This is a genomic window from Streptomyces uncialis, assembly GCF_001905345.1.
GTDB classification, from domain to species: domain Bacteria; phylum Actinomycetota; class Actinomycetes; order Streptomycetales; family Streptomycetaceae; genus Streptomyces; species Streptomyces uncialis.
This window is the reverse complement of record NZ_LFBV01000002.1, coordinates 566,978-582,961: the sequence shown is the minus strand read 5'-3', so window position 1 is coordinate 582,961 and position 15,984 is coordinate 566,978. Positions and strand designations below refer to the sequence as shown.

The following is a 15,984-nucleotide window of genomic DNA, read 5'->3' as shown; positions in this document are numbered from 1 at the left end:
GCCTTACTTTGCAATGGGGCGGGGCGCTCCGGCGTGCCAACTGCCTGTAAAGAAACAGCTGTCGGACTCCGGTCGCCGCCGCCACACGATCGTGAGAACGGGGAAGCGCCATCATGCGGGTTGCGATGTCCGGCCACCGGGCCCGGGGACGCCGTACACGGGGAGCGCCGCCGCGGTGACCCGACGTTCCCCCCTGGCCGCCCCGCCCGACCCCCGGCAGAACGGGAAGCGGGACGGCGCCCGCTGGGTGCCGCGCGGGTCCGCGCTGCTCGCGCTCACCGGCGTACTGGTCCTCCTCGTCGTGCTCAGCACCTGGATCGGCGCCAAGGACACCTCCCCGGCCCAGGTCTGGGCCGCGCTCCTGGGCAGCGACGACTCGTACACCACCGGAGTGATACGTGAACTCAGGCTGCCGCGAACCCTGGTGGGCCTGATGGTCGGCGCGGGACTCGGGGTCGCCGGTGCGGTGATGCAGGCCATGACCCGCAACCCGCTCGCCGACCCCGGACTGCTCGGGGTGAACGCCGGTGCCTCGGCCGCCGTGGTCTTCGGTATCGGCGTCGTCGGGCTGACCACCTTCACCTCGCTGGTGTGGTTCGCCTTCCTTGGCGCGGCGCTGGCCACCGTCGTCGTCTACCTCCTGGGGGCGTCCGGCCGTGCCGGGCCCACGCCCGTACGGCTCGCGCTGGCCGGGGCGGCGGTGAGCGCGAGCCTGGGCGGGATCATCGGCGGACTCACCGTGTTCAACGCCGCGACCTTCGACCACATGAGGTTCTGGATGGTCGGTTCGCTGGCCGGCCGGGACCCGGAGCTGATGAGGGACCTGGTGCCGTTCGTGGTGGCAGGTCTGGTGATCGCGCTGCTGCTGGCCCGCCCGCTCAACGCCCTCGCGCTGGGGGAGGACCTGGGCAAGGCCCTGGGCGCGCGGATCGCCCGCACCAGGATGGCGGCCGTGCTCGCGGTGACCCTGCTGTGCGGCGCGGCAACCGCCGCCGCCGGTCCCATCGGCTTCGTCGGGCTCGTCGTCCCGCTGGTCGCGCGCTGGCTGACCGGACCTGATCTGCGCTGGGTGCTGCCCTACTCCATGGTGCTCGCCCCGATCCTGCTGCTGACCTCCGACATCCTGGGCCGCGTCGTGCTGCCCGAGGGGGAGCTGGAGGTCGGAGCGGTCACCGCGCTGGTGGGCGCGCCGGTCTTCATCGCGATGGTGCGCAGGCGCAAGGAGATCTCACTGTGACCGTGACCAGAACCCGCCCGGGCACCGACAGCTCCGACAGCACCGCTACGCCCCGCCGCACCTCCACGACCCGACCGGTACGGCTGTGGTCGGGCCGCGTCACCTTCCGGGTGCACCCGCGTACGGCCGTGGTGTCCCTCGCCGCACTGGTACTGGCGCTGCTGTCGCTGGTCGTCAGCCTCTGCGTGGGCGCCTACACGGTCCCGCTCCCGGACGTCGCCCAGGCGCTCTTCCACGGCACCGGCGACCGGCTCGCCGTGCACTTCGTGAACCACGAGAGACTGCCGCAGGCACTGCTCGCCGCCCTGGTGGGCGCCGCGCTCGGGGTCAGCGGCGCGATCTTCCAGAGCATCTCCAGGAACCCGCTGGCCAGCCCGGACGTGATCGGCTTCAACAGCGGCGCGTCGACCGGCGCGATCCTCGCGATCGTCACCTTCGGGGGAGGCGCCGCCACGGTCGCCACGGGCGCGGTCGCCGGTGGCCTGATGACCGCGTTCCTGGTCTTCGTGCTGGCCAGCCGGGGCGGACTGCACGGGGTACGGCTGGTCCTGGTCGGGCTGGGGGTGACCGCGATGCTCGGCTCGGTCAACTCCTATCTGCTCACCCGCTCCAGCCTCGACAACGCCCAGAACGCGCACATCTGGCTGGTCGGCACCCTGAACGGCCGGGGCTGGAGCTCGGTGCAGATGATGGCCGTCGCCCTTGCCGTACTGTTCCCGGCCACCGTGCTGCTCGGCAGACAGCTGCGGATGCTGGAGCTGGGTGACGACCTCGCGAGCGGTCTGGGGGTCCGCGTCGACCGGGTGCGGCTCGCGCTGACCGTACTGGGCATCGGGCTGTGCGGGGTCGCGGTGGCCAGCGCGGGACCGATCCCCTTCGTGGCACTGGCCGCGCCGCAGATCGCCGCGATGCTCACCCGCGGCCCCGGGGTCAGCGTGCTGTCCGCCGGGACCGTGGGGGCCGCGCTGCTCTCGGCGGCGCACCTCGCGTCCGCCCAGCTGTTCACCACGCTGGCGTGGGTGGGCGACCTGCTGGGACCGCTGCGGCTGGTGGACGAGTCCCAGCGCAACAACCAGCTGCCGGTGGGGGTCACCACGGCGGTCCTCGGCGGCGTGTACCTCGCCTGGGTGCTCTTCAAGCGGCGTGGAACGGGGCGTGCTTGACGTACGGGCCGCCGCAGGCCCCCCGTCGCCGGTCGGTGACGGGGGGGCACGTCGCGGGGGAAGTGCGGCGAGGCGGTGCGGGGAGTGGTGTGCGGCGTGGGGCGGGGTGCGCGGCGCGAGGCCGGGTGGTGTGCGGCGCGAGGCCGGGGGAACGACACCGGCGCCGCGCCGCACACCGTGACGGTCAGAGCTTCCTCAGCATCTCCTCGATCTCGTCCACCGCGCCGATGGCGAAGGTGTAGTTGGCCATGAGGAAGTGCTGGGAGGAGAAGGCCCGGCCCGCCTTCACCGCGGGCACCTTCTTCCACAGCTTGTTGTCCAGCAGCTGCTGGGTGGTGGGGGTGGGCTTGCCGTCGAACTGCACCGGGTAGATCAGCGCCGTGCAGTCGTCGAGCACATCGATCTCCTCGTAACTCTTCGCCAGGAAACCGGCCTTGTCGGCCGGGATGCCCGCGCCGATCTTGAGCCCCACATCACGCATCACGGTGACGAGCGGCGTACCGAGGAAGAACTGGCCGCTCTGGCCACCGCTCAGCGGGGCCCAGGTGGAGGTCGCGATCTGCTTGCTGTACGCGGCCTTCACCTCACCGAGCCGGTCCTGGTAGCGCTTCTTGATCTCCGTGAGCTTGTCCTCCCGGTTGACCGCCAGCGCGGCCTTGGCGATCTGGTCGTGCCACAGCGCCCCGCTGGTGGCCCAGTCGAAGTGGGCCACGGGGGCGACGGACTTCAACGGCGCGGACTTGTCCTTGTAGAACTGGTCGAGGATCATGTCGGGCTTCAGCGCCGCGACGGCCTGCGAGTTGGGCGAGCCGACCGCGCCTATCGTCTTCACGTCCTTCAGCCGCTCGTGGTCCCGCTTCGGCATCAGGGTCGGGTTGGCGGTTCCGTCGGGCACCCCGACGGGCACGAGCCCCAGCTCCAGCAGCATCAGGGCCGCGTAGTTGTCGGTGACGACGACCCGCTCGGGGTTCCGCGGCAGTCTCACCGTGCCGTTGTCGGTCTTGACGCTGCGCAGACCGCCTTCGGCGCCCTTGTCCGCACCGGAGTTGTCATCACCGGACGATTCGCTCACACCGCAACCGGTCAGGGCCAGGGCCGTGGCGGCACCCGTGAGTCCTCCGACGAACCGCCTGCGGCCCAGGGAAACGGTCATGGTGTGCGAACGGGTCATGATGTCTTGCTCCTCCGTCGGTTGCGCAGCGTGAAGCCGCCCCCTCGCCATGAACGAGAGGGCAATAGGTAAGGCTTGCCTAACGTACTCGTTCCGAGCAAGATCTGACGTGTTGGCCTGAGGATCAAGAGCGAGGAGCTCCAGGAGATGAGCGGGGCGTCGACCCAGCACCGTCCAGGTGCGCACAGCCGACCAGGAGGACTTCATGTGACGCGGGTACGGCGGGTGCGCCGCGTCACCCCCCGGATGGCCCGGATCACCTTCACCGGAGAGGAGTTGGCGCACCTCCCGGACAACGGCACCGACCAGCATGTCGCCCTCTACTTCTACGCGCCGGACGTCGTCCTCCCGAGGCCGTTCACCATCGACGCCGCGCGAAGCCTGCTCCCCGCCGCCCGGCCACGGCTGCGCCGCTACACGATCCGCCACCACCGTCCCGAACTCGGCGAGGTGGACATGGACTTCGTCCTGCACGGCGCCGACGAACTCGCCTCCGGCTGGGCGGAGCACGCCGCACCCGGCGACGAGTCCATCTGGTTCGGGCCCACCCCCGCCTACACGCTCGACCCCGAAGCGGACTGGACCGTCCTGCTCGGCGACGAGACCGCGCTCCCGGCGATCGGCGCCCTGCTGGAACAACTCCCGCCGGATCACCGGGTGTCGGCGCTCATCGAAGTGGCCGACGCCGCCGAGGAACAGGAACTCACGACCCGCGCCGACGCCCGCGTTCAGTGGCTGCACCGCGACGGCCGCGCCCCCGGACTGCTGCTGCACGAACGGGCCTCGGCACTGAAGCTGCCCGCCGGCCGGGGACGGATATGGGGGGCGGCCGAACGGGAGGTCGTCCGCGGCCTGCGCCACCACTTCGTGCGCGGACTCGGCATGGAACGCTCCGACACCCATCTGACCGCCTACTGGACCAGGGGTGAGACACAGGACAGCGAGGTCTGACCCGCAGATGACCGCCGCACCCCCGGACGACACCGCCCCGGACGACACCACCCCGACCGACGGCGACCGGTCCGGCCATCCCGACTCCGGCCCCGACTCCGGTCCCGACCCCGGTCCTGGTCCCGATCCCGGCTCCGGTCCTACGGCCAAGGACGGACGGAGACTGCTCGGCGCCTGTCTGCGGAGCGGCGCCGGACTCCTCACCTCGGCCGTACTCAGCGGCCTGCTCTACCAGTTGGCCCTGATCGCGCTCCCATGGTTCATCGAACGCGCCGTGGACCGGGGCGTCGTCGGCGGCGACGAGGACGCCCTGTGGAACTGGGCGCTGCTGATCCTGGCCGCCGGACTCGTCGCCGCCGCTGCCGAGATGGCGGTCGGCTGGTTCTCCACCCTCGTCGGCACCCTCCAGGGCAACCGCCTCCAACTCGCCCTCGCCGACCGGGTCGCCCGGCTCGACAGCCGCTCGCTGGGACGGTTCGGCGAGGGAGATCTGGGGATGCGCGGCACCCGCGACGTCGACCTCGTCCGCACCTGGCTGATGGGAGTCCCGTCCTTCGTCACCGGTGCGGTGGGATTCGCCGTGATGATCGCCGCGATCGTCCGCCTCGACCCGCTGCTCGCCGTCGTCGGTCTCGCCTGTGTGCCGCCGCTGGTGTGGATCAACACGTACTGGTTCCCCCGGCGCTTCGGCCGGGCGAACACCGCGCTCTCCACGGCGCACGCCGACCGCGCCGACGCCGTCGAGGACCTGCTGTCCGCGAGCGCCGCCGTACGCGGCATCGGAGGCGAACCGGCCCTCGTACGGCGCCATGCGGCCCGTAGCGCGGACGTCACCGAGCACACGCTCGCCGCCGCCAGGATCTCGGCGGACTGGGCCGCGCTCTCCCCGTTCGTGCCCGCCCTGGCGATCGGCGCCGGGCTCGGCCTCGGCGGACTCGCCGTGCTGCGGGGCGACATGTCGGTAGGGGGGATCGTCGCGTTCACCAGCTGGATGAGCATGCTGGTGCTGTGGGTGGGTGTGCTGACCATGCGGCTGAGCCAGCTCAGCCAGGCCGTGACCGCGGCCCGCAGACTTCAGGAGGTGCTCCTGCCCGGGCCCGACGAGCGGCCGGCTGAGCGGCCCGCCCGTGACCTGCCGGTGGAGGGTCTGCTGGAAGCGGAGTCCGTGTCCGTCACCGTCGGCGGGCGCACCGCGCTCGCCCCGGTCACCCTGACGGCCGCACCCGGCACCCTGACAGCCGTCACCGGACCCATGGCCTCGGGCAAGACCGTTCTGCTGCGTGTCCTCGCCCGGCTCGTCGACCCCGGCGACGGGGAGGTCCGGTTCGGCGGTGTCCCGCTGAGGGATGCCGACCCGCTCCACGTCCACACCCGCATCGGATTCGTGCCCCAGCGCTCGGGCACCATCAGCGGCACACTCGCCGACAATCTGCGGCTGGGCGGCACCTTCAGCGACGACGAACTGCGCGACGCCTGCCGTGTCGCCGCCCTGGACGGCTACCTCGACTCGCTGCCCGACGGACTGGGGACCGAGGTCGCGGAGCGCGGCAGCACCCTTTCCGGGGGACAGCTCCAACGCCTCGCCCTCGCCCGCGCGGTACTGCGCCGACCGGCCGTCCTGCTCCTCGACGACATCACCTCGGCCGTCGACACCGCCACCGAACGCATCATCGTGGCACGGCTACGGGCCTGGGCCGAGGGCACGGCGGTGGTGTGGGCCACCCACCGGCCGGCCCCGCTGGCCGCCGCCGACCAGGTCGTCACGCTGGAGCCCGCCACCCCGGCCGGGATCACCGGCACGGAGGCCCGGGTGACCACCGGTGGCTGAACAGGCACGGCTGTCCGCGAGCCCCGACCAGCGCGCTGTACTCCGGCGCGCCTGGCCCCATCTGCGTACCCAGCGCCGCGGCGTCCTCGCCGCACTGGCCCTGAGCGTGGCTGCCACCGCGACCACCGTGGCCGTACCCGCGGTCATCGGCGCGGGCGTCGACCGCCTGCTGGACGGCGACCGGGCCGGGCTGATGACCGCGGTGGCGGTCCTGACCGCGCTCGCTCTGCTGCGGCTGCTGCTCTTCCGGCAGTCGGAGATCCGGCTCACCACCGTCGGCGAACGGGTGGTCCGCGAACTGCGGGACCTCGTCGTCGAACGGCTCTCCCGGGCCCCGCTGCGGTTCCTGGAGGCCCAGCCCTCGGGTGATCTGCTGCGGCGCGCCACGACCGAGATCGCCGATCTGGCCAACTTCGTCCGGGCCCAGCTGCCCGATGTCCTGACCGTCGCCGGACAACTGCTCCTCACCACGATCGTGCTGTTCGGCTACTCGCCCCTGCTGGCATCGGCCCTGCTGGTGGTGTTCGTGCCCGCCATCATCGTTGTGCTGCGGCTGTTCAAGAAGGCCGCCGATCCCGCGTTCGCCGCCGAGGCGGCCGCGGCGGGCCGGGTCGCCACCACCTACCGCGAGCTGGTGCAGTCCCACGAGATGCTCCGGACCGGCGGCGGCACCGACTTCTGGCGTACGCGTTTCCTGCGCGACGGCGAGCGGCGCTACCGAGCGGCCCGCCGGAGCCAGCGGTCGTTGTCCCTCATCAGCCTTGCCCGCGTGGTGCAGGGGGCGACGACCGCGGTACTGCTGCTGCTCGGCGGCCGGCTGGTGGCCGAGGGCCGCGTGAGCGTGGGCACCGTCGTCGTGTTCGTCCTGGCCACGCGCCAGCTCTTCGACTCGGCGGCCCAGGCGTCCAACCTGGTCGGCCAGGTCAAGCTCACCCTGGTCGGCCTCGCCCGGCTCCTCGACCTGCTCGCCACCACCGCGTCCCGCGAAGACCCCGGACCGGGTCCGTCCGTGGTGGTGCCGCCCCGCGGGCCGTACACCGGGAGGAGTGGGCCGCTGACCGCCGCCCGTGGAGTGCTGGACATCCGCGCGGTGCGCTATTCGTACCTGAGTGGCAGGGAGGTGCTGCACGGCCTCTCGCTGCGGGTCGAGCCCGGTGAGCGGCTCGGGCTCGCGGGACCCACGGGCGCCGGGAAGACCACCCTCGCCAAACTGGTCACCGGGCTCTACACCCCCGACTCGGGCAGCGTCCACTACGACGGCAGGGATCTGCGCGAGCTCTCCGCCGCCGAACTGCGCCGCCGCGTCGTCCTCGTGCCGCAACGGGTGCACCTGATCGACGGTTCCCTCCTGGACAACCTGGGTCTGGTGCCCGGCACCCCGGACGAGAAGCGGATCGCCGCCGCCGTGGCCCGGCTGGACCTGGAGGACTGGACGCGGGGTCTCCCGGACGGTCTGCGCACCAGGGTCGGCCGCGGCGCCGAGGCGCTGTCCGCGGGTGAACTCCAGCTCATCGGTCTGGTACGGGCGGCGCTGGTCGACCCCGCCGTCCTGGTCCTGGACGAGGCGACCGCCGATCTCGACCCGGACACCGCCCGGCGGCTGGAGATCGCCGTCGACACGCTGCGCGCGGACCGCACCCTGATCGTCATCGCCCACCGCGAGTCGACGATCGAACGGCTTCCCCGGGTGGTCCGCCTCGACGACGGGATGGTCCTGGCGGAGGGCTGAGAGCGGCCCGGTGGGCGGGGGCCGGTCCATCGGCCCCCGCCTGACGGGCAGGGCCCGGTCCGTCGGCTCTCACCGGCATCGGGAGTCGTGGGACACGCGGGTCAGGGGGGAAACACCGCGCGGTGGGTGCGCCTGATCGGTGGAGCGGCGGATCGTGAGCTCCCCCGGAGCGGCGGAGCGGCGGAGCGCCGGATTGTGGGGACGCAGGGCTGTGAGGACGTCGGGCTGTGGGGAGGCAGTGCCTCAAGCCCGTTCGCGGGTGAAGGTCAGCCCGCGTGCAGCAGTTGTTCGGTCCGGGTGACCACCGCGCTGTGCACGGCCATCCAGCGCAGCGCGCCGGTGTGCTCCTCGGCGGTCAGATCCGCCACGGCGTCGGCGACGACGAACGGCTGGATGCCCTGCATCACGGCATCGGCCGAGGTGAGCAGCACACCGAGCCCGGCGAAGAGCCCGCACACGATCAACTGGTCGCGCCCATAACCCCGCAGGGTCCGTTCCAGTTGGCTGCCGAGAAAGGCGTTCGGCCGGGTGTGGACGACGACATGCTCTCCCGCGCGCGGCGTGAGCGTGTCGATGAGTGCCGCGTCGGCGGCATCGGTGATCCCAGGACCCCAGAGGTCACCGAGGACGCCCCGCTGATCGGGCTGCCGGACGGCCTGCTCCACGCCGAACACGATCGGTATCGCGAGCACCCCGGCCAGTTCCCGCAGCGCGCTCACATTGCCCACGAGTTGTTCCGTCGGCGCGTCGTCCGTCGGGAAACGGCCCAGGTGATGCCGCTGCATGTCGAGGACGAGCAGCGCGGCACGCGCGGGATCGATCGTCCATGACGCCGCCGAGGAAGGTACTTCGGCCCTGGCGGGCATGGGGTAGGACGCGACGGCAGGCGGACCCACGGGAATCTCCTCGCTGACGGCACGACAGGACGACCGGGAGCGACCGGGAACGGCGACTCCGACCAGTCCGAACTAAGCTTAGGCTAGCCTAAACAGCGATCTCGGGGAATGAGATTCCCCGCCGATCGAAGCCGCGTGACCAGCGGCTCTTCCCCGCAGACCCGCAAAGCAGGCGGCTTCCCGCCATGGGCGGTCGAGGGGCCGGCCCTCCGGAGCGTGCCGCCGGCCGCCGGGCAGGGTCCGCCGGTGTCCGCGTCAGGCCGGTCCGTGTCGGCGTACGGATACGGGTTCGCGTCCGTGGCTGCGTACCCGTCCCCGTTCCTGTGCTCGGTCCACGGTCACAGCAGCTTTCGCAGGGCCTCGCCCAAGGTCGTCACGCCCTCCTCGATCTCCGTGACCGTGCTCGCGGCGTAGCCGAGGACCAGCCCCGGCCGGTGCGGACGCTGACTGTGCCAGGACAGGGGCTGCGCCTTCACCCCTCGGGCGAGCGCGGCGGCGGCGAGATCGGTGTCGGCGAAGCCCGCGTCGAAGGTGACCGTCACATACAGACCGGCGGCGGTGCCGTGCACGGTCGCGCCCGGAAGACGGGTGCCGATCGCCTTGACCATGGCGTCCCGGCGGCGGCGATGGTGTCTGCGGCGCAGGCGCAACTGGCGCTCCATCTCGCCCGATTCCATGAACCGGGCCAGCACCAGCTGGGGGAGGACGGCGCTGCCGAGGTCGGCGAACCGCTTCGCGTCGACAAGGGCCGCGCGGTACCTCGGCGGGGCGAGGACCCATCCGATACGCAGCGCGGGGGCGAGGAGCTTGGACACGCTCCCGGCGTAGCAGACGTTCTCGGCCAGCACGGACCGCAGCGCGGGTACCGGGGTCCGGTCGTAGCGGTGCTCGGCGTCGTAGTCGTCCTCGATGATCAGCGCGCCGCTCTCCCGGGCCCAGCGCGTCAGTTCGCCGCGCCGGGTGCCGCGCAGGACCACACCGGTCGGGAACTGGTGCGCGGGTGTCAGCAGCACGGCTGCCGCGCCCATGGCGCGCAGCTCGTCGACGCGGACGCCCTCGGAGTCGACGGCGACGGGCGGGGTGTCCAGCCGGCAGTTGCGCAGATGCTGGCGGGCTCCGAGTGAACCGGGGTCCTCGACGGCGACCGCGGGGACGCCGTCGTCACGCAGCACCTGCCCGAGCAGGGTGAGCGTCTGGGCCGTGCCGGAGACGATGACGATCTCCTCCGGATCGGCCCTGATACCGCGGTTGCGGGCGATCCAGTTCGCCACGGCCAGCCGCAGCGCCGGTGTCCCGCGCGGGTCGCCGTACCCGAGGTCGGCCGCCACGAGGGAGTTGAGGACGCGGCGTTCGGCGCGCAGCCACTCGGCCCGTGGGAACGCCGCGAGGTCCGGCAGCCCCGGCGACAGGTCGATCCGCGCGCGGACGGTGCGTATCAGATCGAAGACGTCCGGGCCGGGCGCCGCGGTGAACAGGTCCCGCGGCGAGGGCGGACCGGCGGGCGTGGCCGGTCCACCCGCCGGGATCGCCGCGGGGGCGCCGACCGCGATCGTGCCGCCCCGCCCCCGTCCGGCGAGATGTCCGTCCTCGATCAGGCGCTGGTACGCCTCGGTGACCACACCGCGTGACACCCCCAGTTCGGCGGCCAGGACCCGGGTGGCCGGCAGCCGACTGCCCACCGGCAGACGGCCGTCCGTCAGCGCGCGCCGGATCTGCGAGGTCAGCCAGTCCGCCTTCCCGCCCGTCGGAGCCTCGTCGATGCTCAGATGCAGGAAGTCGGACCCCGCCGTTATGGACCTGTCGGAAGCATGGTCATTGGATCTGTTCACCGGGCCATGCTGGCAGCAGGGTGAACCCATGGAAACAGCGCGTCCCGGCCCCGTCCCGACAGTCGACTACGTTCACGGATACTCCCGGCGCGAGGGCCGCCGACTGGGCGACCAGGCGGACACCCTGGCGCGGTTGCTGCACGACGGCACGTCCTACCCGGCCGGCAGCCGGGTACTGGAGATCGGCTGCGGGGTCGGCGCCCAGACGGTCCATCTGCTCAGGTCCAGTCCCGGCGCGCACATCGTCGCGGCCGACCGGTCCGAGGAGTCCCTGGCGCGGGCCCGCGCCCATGTCGCGGCCGCCGTGCCGGACGCGCGGATGGAGTGGCATCGCGCCGATGTGTACGATCTGCCCTTCGCCGACGGGGAGTTCGACCATGTCTTCGTCTGCTTCGTCCTGGAGCATCTGCCCGCTCCCCGGCAGGCGCTGGCCGTACTGCGGAGTGTGCTGCGGCCCGGAGGCACCCTGACCGTCATCGAGGGTGACCACGGATCGGCCTTCTTCCACCCGGACAGCCTGTACGCCCGCGCGGCGATCGAGTGCCAGATCAGCCTTCAGACGGCGGCCGGCGGGAACCCGCTGCTCGGCCGGGAACTGCACCCCCTGCTGACCGGCGCCGGGTACGAGGACGTCGAGGTCCGCCCGCGCACCGTCTACGCCGACCGCACCCGGCCCGCGCTGGCCGAGGGCTTCACCCGCGACACGTTCACCGCCATGGTCGAGGCCGTCCGGGGCGACGCGCTGGCCGCCGCCCTCATCACGTCGGCCGACTGGGACCGGGGGATCGCCGATCTGCACCGGACCGCCCGCGAAGGGACCTTCCACTACACGTTCTTCAAGGCCACCGCCGTCAACCCGTCGCCCCCGTCGGCCACGAAGCCCTCGCCGGTCTGAAGTCCGCCCGGCACGACGTCCCCGTCCGTCACGACACCCACGCCGGTCTGACGCCCACGCCGGTCTGACGCCCGCTCGGCACCCCGGCCCGGCCCGTCCAGCACCCGCCGGCCGGGCCGTAGGCCGCCGTCACGCTCAGCCGTGCGCCTCCCGACCGGAGCCGGAGCCGGAGCCGGAACCGGGAACGGAGGTGGGGCCCGGACCGGGACCGGGGGCCAGGACGAGTTCCTGGTCGCCGAGCGGGGCGAAGTGCCGGGCCACATCGGCGTCCGTCACCTGGTCGAGAGAGGGCGGGGTCCACCGGGGGGAGCGGTCCTTGTCGATCACCTGGGCACGGATGCCCTCCAGCAGGTCGGGTGCGGACAGGGCGGCGCAGGACACCCCGTACTCCTGGGCCAGCACCGCCTCCAGCGGCCCGAGCCCCGGTACGCGGCGCAGGGCCGCCAGCGTGACCTTCAGCGCGGTGGGCGACCTGGTGAGGATCACCTCCGCGGCCTCTTTCGCGGCCGGTGCGCCGCTGCCGAGCAGCCGCCGCACGATTTCCTCCACCGTGTCCGCCGCGTAGCAGTGCCCGGACCACTCCCGGCAGGCGTCCAGTTCCCCGGCGGGCGCCTCACCGGCGAACCCGGGAAGCACCTCGGACACCTCGGCCCCGGTCAGCGCCGCGACGAGGTCCGGCAGCCGGCCGGACGGGACGAAGTGGTCCGCGAGCCCGCACAGCAGGGCGTCCGCCGCCCCCACCGCCTGCCCCGTCAGGGCCAGTTGGACACCGAGCCGGTCGGGCGCCCGGGCCAGCAGATACGTCCCTCCGACATCCGGTACGAAGCCGATCGCCGTTTCCGGCATCGCGACCCGGGACCGCTCGGTGACGATCCGGACATCGCCGTGCGCCGAGACACCGACCCCGCCGCCCATCACGATGCCGTCCATGAGCGCCACATACGGCTTGGGGTAGCGGGCGATCCGGGCGTTGAGCCGGTACTCGTCGCGCCAGAAGGCCGCCGACGCGGTGCCGCCCGCGCGGGCGTCCTCGTGGATGGCGCGGATGTCGCCACCGGCGCAGAGTCCGCGCTCACCGGCCCCGGTGATCACCACCGTGCGGACCGCCGGGTCGTGCTCCCAGAAGTCGAGCGCGGCGGCGATCCGGCGGACCATCGCGTGGGTGAGGGCGTTGAGGGCCCGGGGGCGGTTCAGGGTGATGATGCCGCAGCGGCCCTCGACCCGGGTCAGGACGGTGTCCTCGCCCCCGGTCACCGGACGGCCCCGGTCCGGGACCCGGCCACGACGAGGCACATGAGGCGCATGATCTCTTCCGTTCCTTCCAGGATCTGACGGGGGCCCGCAGACGCGCGGACCGGTCCCACGATGCCCTACCCGCCCGGACACGTCGTATCCGCCCAGGTCCCCGTACCCGCTCGGACGCCCACGGGAAGGCGTGCCCCGTCGGTGCCGGACGGCGTCAACCCTGCTCCCTCCGTGTCTCATGTCACGGTCCGGTATGTGAACACCACTGTCCGAAGCGGGGCGACCCCTCTAGGCTGGCCGGTGCAGCTGGTTCGCCCTGTCCGCCAGACAGAAGCGTCGCAAGAGGGAACCCGGTGGGAATCCGGGACTGCCCCGCAGCGGTGAGCGGGAACGACCGCCGTCATACGCACTGGGCCCGGCCGGGTCTGGGAAGCGACGGCCAGTAGGAGTCCGCCGGGAGGCCGGCGTACGTGCCCGCGAGTCCGAAGACCTGCCCGCTGTCCGCGCACGACCCCTCGTGCGCGGCGATCCCGGTGACCTCGTGGGCGGGTCGGAGGAACCCCGGACAATCGTCCGGGCGGCACATATCGGCGGACGGCCGCGCCTCGCGCGCGGGCACGGGTTCCGTCCGGTCTGTCACCCCCTTCGCGCTCCCGCCCCGTCGCCGGGATGTTCAGGAGACATCTCGCGAAGGAGAGTTCCGTGACACCGAAGTCCGCAGCCGCGGCAGCACAGGCCACCGTGTACGGCTACCCCCGCCAGGGACCGAACCGGGAACTGAAGAAGGCCGTCGAGGGCTACTGGAAGGGCCGCGTCACCGCCGACGCCCTCCGGGAGACCGCCGCCGGTCTGCGCCGGACCAACTGGCGCCGACTGGCCGACGCCGGCATCCACGAGGTGCCCACCGGCGACTTCTCGTACTACGACCACATGCTGGACACCAGTGTCATGGTCGGCGCCGTCCCCGCCCGGCACCGCGCGGCCGTCGCCGCCGACACGCTCGACGGCTACTTCGCCATGGCGCGCGGCACCCAGGACGTCGCGCCGCTGGAGATGACCAAGTGGTTCGACACCAACTACCACTACCTGGTCCCCGAACTCGGCCCCGACACCGTCTTCGGCGCCGACCCCGCCAAGCAGGTCGCCGAGCTGAAGGAAGCCCTCGCACTCGGTCTCGACCCCCGGCCGGTCCTCGTCGGCCCGGTCACCTACCTCCTGCTGGCCAAGCCCGCCCCCGGGGTGCCCGCCGACTTCGAGCCGCTGACCCTCCTGGACCGGCTGCTCCCCGTCTACGCCGAGATCCTCGGCGATCTGCGGGCCGCCGGAGCCGGATGGGTACAGCTCGACGAACCCGCCCTCGCCCAGGACCGCACCCCCGCCGAACTGAACTCCGCCGCCCGCGCCTACCGTGACCTCGGCGCGCTCACCGACCGGCCCAAGCTGCTCGTCGCCTCCTACTTCGACCGGCTGGGCGAGGCCCTGCCCGTCCTGGCGAAGGCACCCGTCGACGGCCTCGCCCTCGACTTCACCGAACGCGCCGCGGGCAATCTGGAGGACCTCGCCGCCGTCGGCGGACTGCGCGGCAAGCGACTGGTCGCGGGCGTGGTCAACGGCCGCAACATCTGGATCAACGACTACGAGAAGTCGCTCGCCACCCTCGGCACCCTGCTCGGCCTCGCCGACCGGGTCGACGTGGCCGCCTCCTGCTCGCTGCTGCACGTCCCGCTCGACGCCGACGCCGAACGCGACATCGACCCGCAGATCGCCCGCTGGCTCGCCTTCGCCCAGCAGAAGACCACCGAGATCGTCACCCTCGCCAAGGGACTGGCCCAGGGCACCGAGGCGATCACCGCCGAACTCGCCTCCAACCGCGCCGACCTGGCGTCCCGCGCCGGGTCCGCGCTCACCCACGACCCCGCCGTACGCGCCCGTACCGCCGCCGTCACCGACGCCGACGGGCGCCGCTCCCAGCCCTACGCCGAACGGACCGTCGCCCAGCGCGCGCACCTGCGGCTGCCCCTGCTGCCGACCACCACCATCGGATCGTTCCCCCAGACGGACGAACTGCGCGCCGCCCGCGCCGATCTGCGCGCCGGTCGTATCGACACCGCCGGGTACGAGGAGCGCATCAAGGACGAGATCCGCGACGTCCTCGCCTTCCAGGAGAAGGCGGGCATCGACGTCCTCGTCCACGGCGAACCCGAACGCAACGACATGGTGCAGTACTTCGCCGAACAGCTCACCGGCTACCTGGCCACCCAGCACGGCTGGGTCCAGTCGTACGGCACCCGCTACGTCCGGCCGCCCGTCCTCGCCGGGGACATCTCCCGCCCCGAGCCGATGACCGTCCGCTGGACCTCGTACGCCCAGTCGCTCACCGAACGGCCCGTCAAGGGCATGCTCACCGGGCCGGTCACCATGCTCGCCTGGTCCTTCGTCCGCGACGACCAGCCCCTCGGTGACACCGCCCGCCAGGTCGCCCTCGCCCTGCGCGACGAGGTCGACGACCTGGAAGCCGCCGGGACCTCCGTCATCCAGGTGGACGAACCCGCGCTGCGCGAGACCCTCCCGCTGCGCGCCGCCGACCACGCCGGCTACCTCGAATGGGCCACCGAGTCGTTCCGTCTCACCACCAGCGGCGTACGCCCGGACACCCAGATCCACACCCATATGTGCTACGCCGAGTTCGGCGACATCGTTCAGGCCATCGACGATCTCGACGCCGACGTCATCAGTCTGGAGGCCGCCCGCTCCCATATGCAGGTCGCCACCGAACTCGCCGAGCACGGCTACCCGCGCGAGGCGGGACCCGGCGTCTACGACATCCACTCCCCGCGCGTGCCCAGCGCCGAGGAGGCGGCCGGTCTGCTGCGCAAGGGACTTGAGGCCATCCCGGCCGAACGGCTCTGGGTCAACCCCGACTGCGGGCTGAAGACCCGCGGCTGGCCCGAGACCCGCGCCTCGCTGGAGAACCTGGTCACCGCCGCCCGTGAGGTCCGCTCAGGTCTGACGGCCGGGGACGCCTGACCGCACCGGAGCG

At 72.5% G+C, this 15,984-nt stretch carries 11 protein-coding genes and 1 riboswitch; of the genes, 7 read left to right on the top strand and 4 right to left on the bottom strand.

Features of this window, described 5'->3' with window-relative positions; genetic code table 11:
• Positions 1-175: 175 nt before the first annotated feature.
• Positions 176-1,237, top strand: coding sequence for a FecCD family ABC transporter permease (locus tag AB852_RS10835; RefSeq protein ID WP_079184503.1), 1,062 nt, complete (start codon positions 176-178; stop codon positions 1,235-1,237).
• Positions 1,234-2,400: a FecCD family ABC transporter permease gene (locus tag AB852_RS10830; RefSeq protein WP_245876715.1), complete on the top strand. Its 1,167-nt coding sequence runs from the start codon at positions 1,234-1,236 to the stop codon at positions 2,398-2,400. Before AB852_RS10835 ends, AB852_RS10830 begins: the two co-directional genes overlap by 4 nt.
• A 184-nt stretch (positions 2,401-2,584) precedes the next feature.
• On the opposite strand, the gene AB852_RS10825 is transcribed toward AB852_RS10830, so the two are convergent.
• A complete protein-coding gene (locus AB852_RS10825; protein ID WP_079184502.1) occupies positions 2,585-3,571 on the bottom strand; it encodes an ABC transporter substrate-binding protein in 987 nt (328 codons plus the stop codon).
• Between the two features lie 207 nt (positions 3,572-3,778).
• Here AB852_RS10825 and AB852_RS10820 point away from each other — a divergent pair, with 207 nt between their 5' ends.
• The 3 genes from AB852_RS10820 to AB852_RS10810 are packed head-to-tail and all read left to right on the top strand — an operon-like array spanning position 3,779 to position 8,079.
• Positions 3,779-4,522, top strand: a complete 744-nt coding sequence (locus tag AB852_RS10820) for a siderophore-interacting protein (RefSeq protein WP_245876714.1) — start codon at positions 3,779-3,781, stop codon at positions 4,520-4,522.
• Positions 4,523-4,529: 7 nt separating this feature from the next.
• On the top strand, positions 4,530-6,350 hold the full coding sequence (locus AB852_RS10815) for an ABC transporter ATP-binding protein (protein WP_079184501.1): 1,821 nt from the start codon (positions 4,530-4,532) through the stop codon (positions 6,348-6,350).
• Entirely contained in the window at positions 6,343-8,079 is a 1,737-nt protein-coding gene (locus AB852_RS10810) for an ABC transporter ATP-binding protein (RefSeq protein ID WP_073786428.1), read from the top strand. The genes AB852_RS10815 and AB852_RS10810 overlap by 8 nt, the downstream gene beginning before the upstream one ends.
• Before the next feature lie 266 nt (positions 8,080-8,345).
• On the opposite strand, the gene AB852_RS10805 is transcribed toward AB852_RS10810, so the two are convergent.
• Both AB852_RS10805 and pdxR read right to left on the bottom strand, forming a co-directional pair.
• The gene (locus AB852_RS10805; RefSeq protein WP_245876713.1) at positions 8,346-8,975 is read right to left on the bottom strand and encodes an isochorismatase family protein; all 630 of its coding nucleotides are present in this window, start codon (positions 8,973-8,975) and stop codon (positions 8,346-8,348) included.
• A gap of 338 nt (positions 8,976-9,313) precedes the next feature.
• On the bottom strand, positions 9,314-10,804 hold the full coding sequence (gene pdxR, locus AB852_RS10800; protein ID WP_178390983.1) for a MocR-like pyridoxine biosynthesis transcription factor PdxR: 1,491 nt from the start codon (positions 10,802-10,804) through the stop codon (positions 9,314-9,316).
• A gap of 28 nt (positions 10,805-10,832) precedes the next feature.
• On the opposite strand from pdxR, the gene AB852_RS10795 reads away from it, so the two are divergent.
• Complete coding sequence (locus AB852_RS10795) at positions 10,833-11,699, top strand: methyltransferase domain-containing protein (RefSeq protein ID WP_073786426.1); 867 nt, start codon at positions 10,833-10,835, stop codon at positions 11,697-11,699.
• A 135-nt stretch (positions 11,700-11,834) separates the two neighbouring features.
• On the opposite strand, the gene AB852_RS10790 is transcribed toward AB852_RS10795, so the two are convergent.
• On the bottom strand, positions 11,835-12,953 hold the full coding sequence (locus tag AB852_RS10790) for an enoyl-CoA hydratase/isomerase family protein (protein WP_245876752.1): 1,119 nt from the start codon (positions 12,951-12,953) through the stop codon (positions 11,835-11,837).
• A 281-nt stretch (positions 12,954-13,234) separates the two neighbouring features.
• A riboswitch (cobalamin riboswitch) is annotated at positions 13,235-13,456 on the top strand.
• Between the two features lie 190 nt (positions 13,457-13,646).
• Here AB852_RS10790 and metE point away from each other — a divergent pair.
• The gene (gene metE / locus AB852_RS10785; RefSeq protein WP_073786423.1) at positions 13,647-15,971 is read left to right on the top strand and encodes a 5-methyltetrahydropteroyltriglutamate--homocysteine S-methyltransferase; all 2,325 of its coding nucleotides are present in this window, start codon (positions 13,647-13,649) and stop codon (positions 15,969-15,971) included.
• The last annotated feature ends 13 nt before the right edge of the window (positions 15,972-15,984 follow it).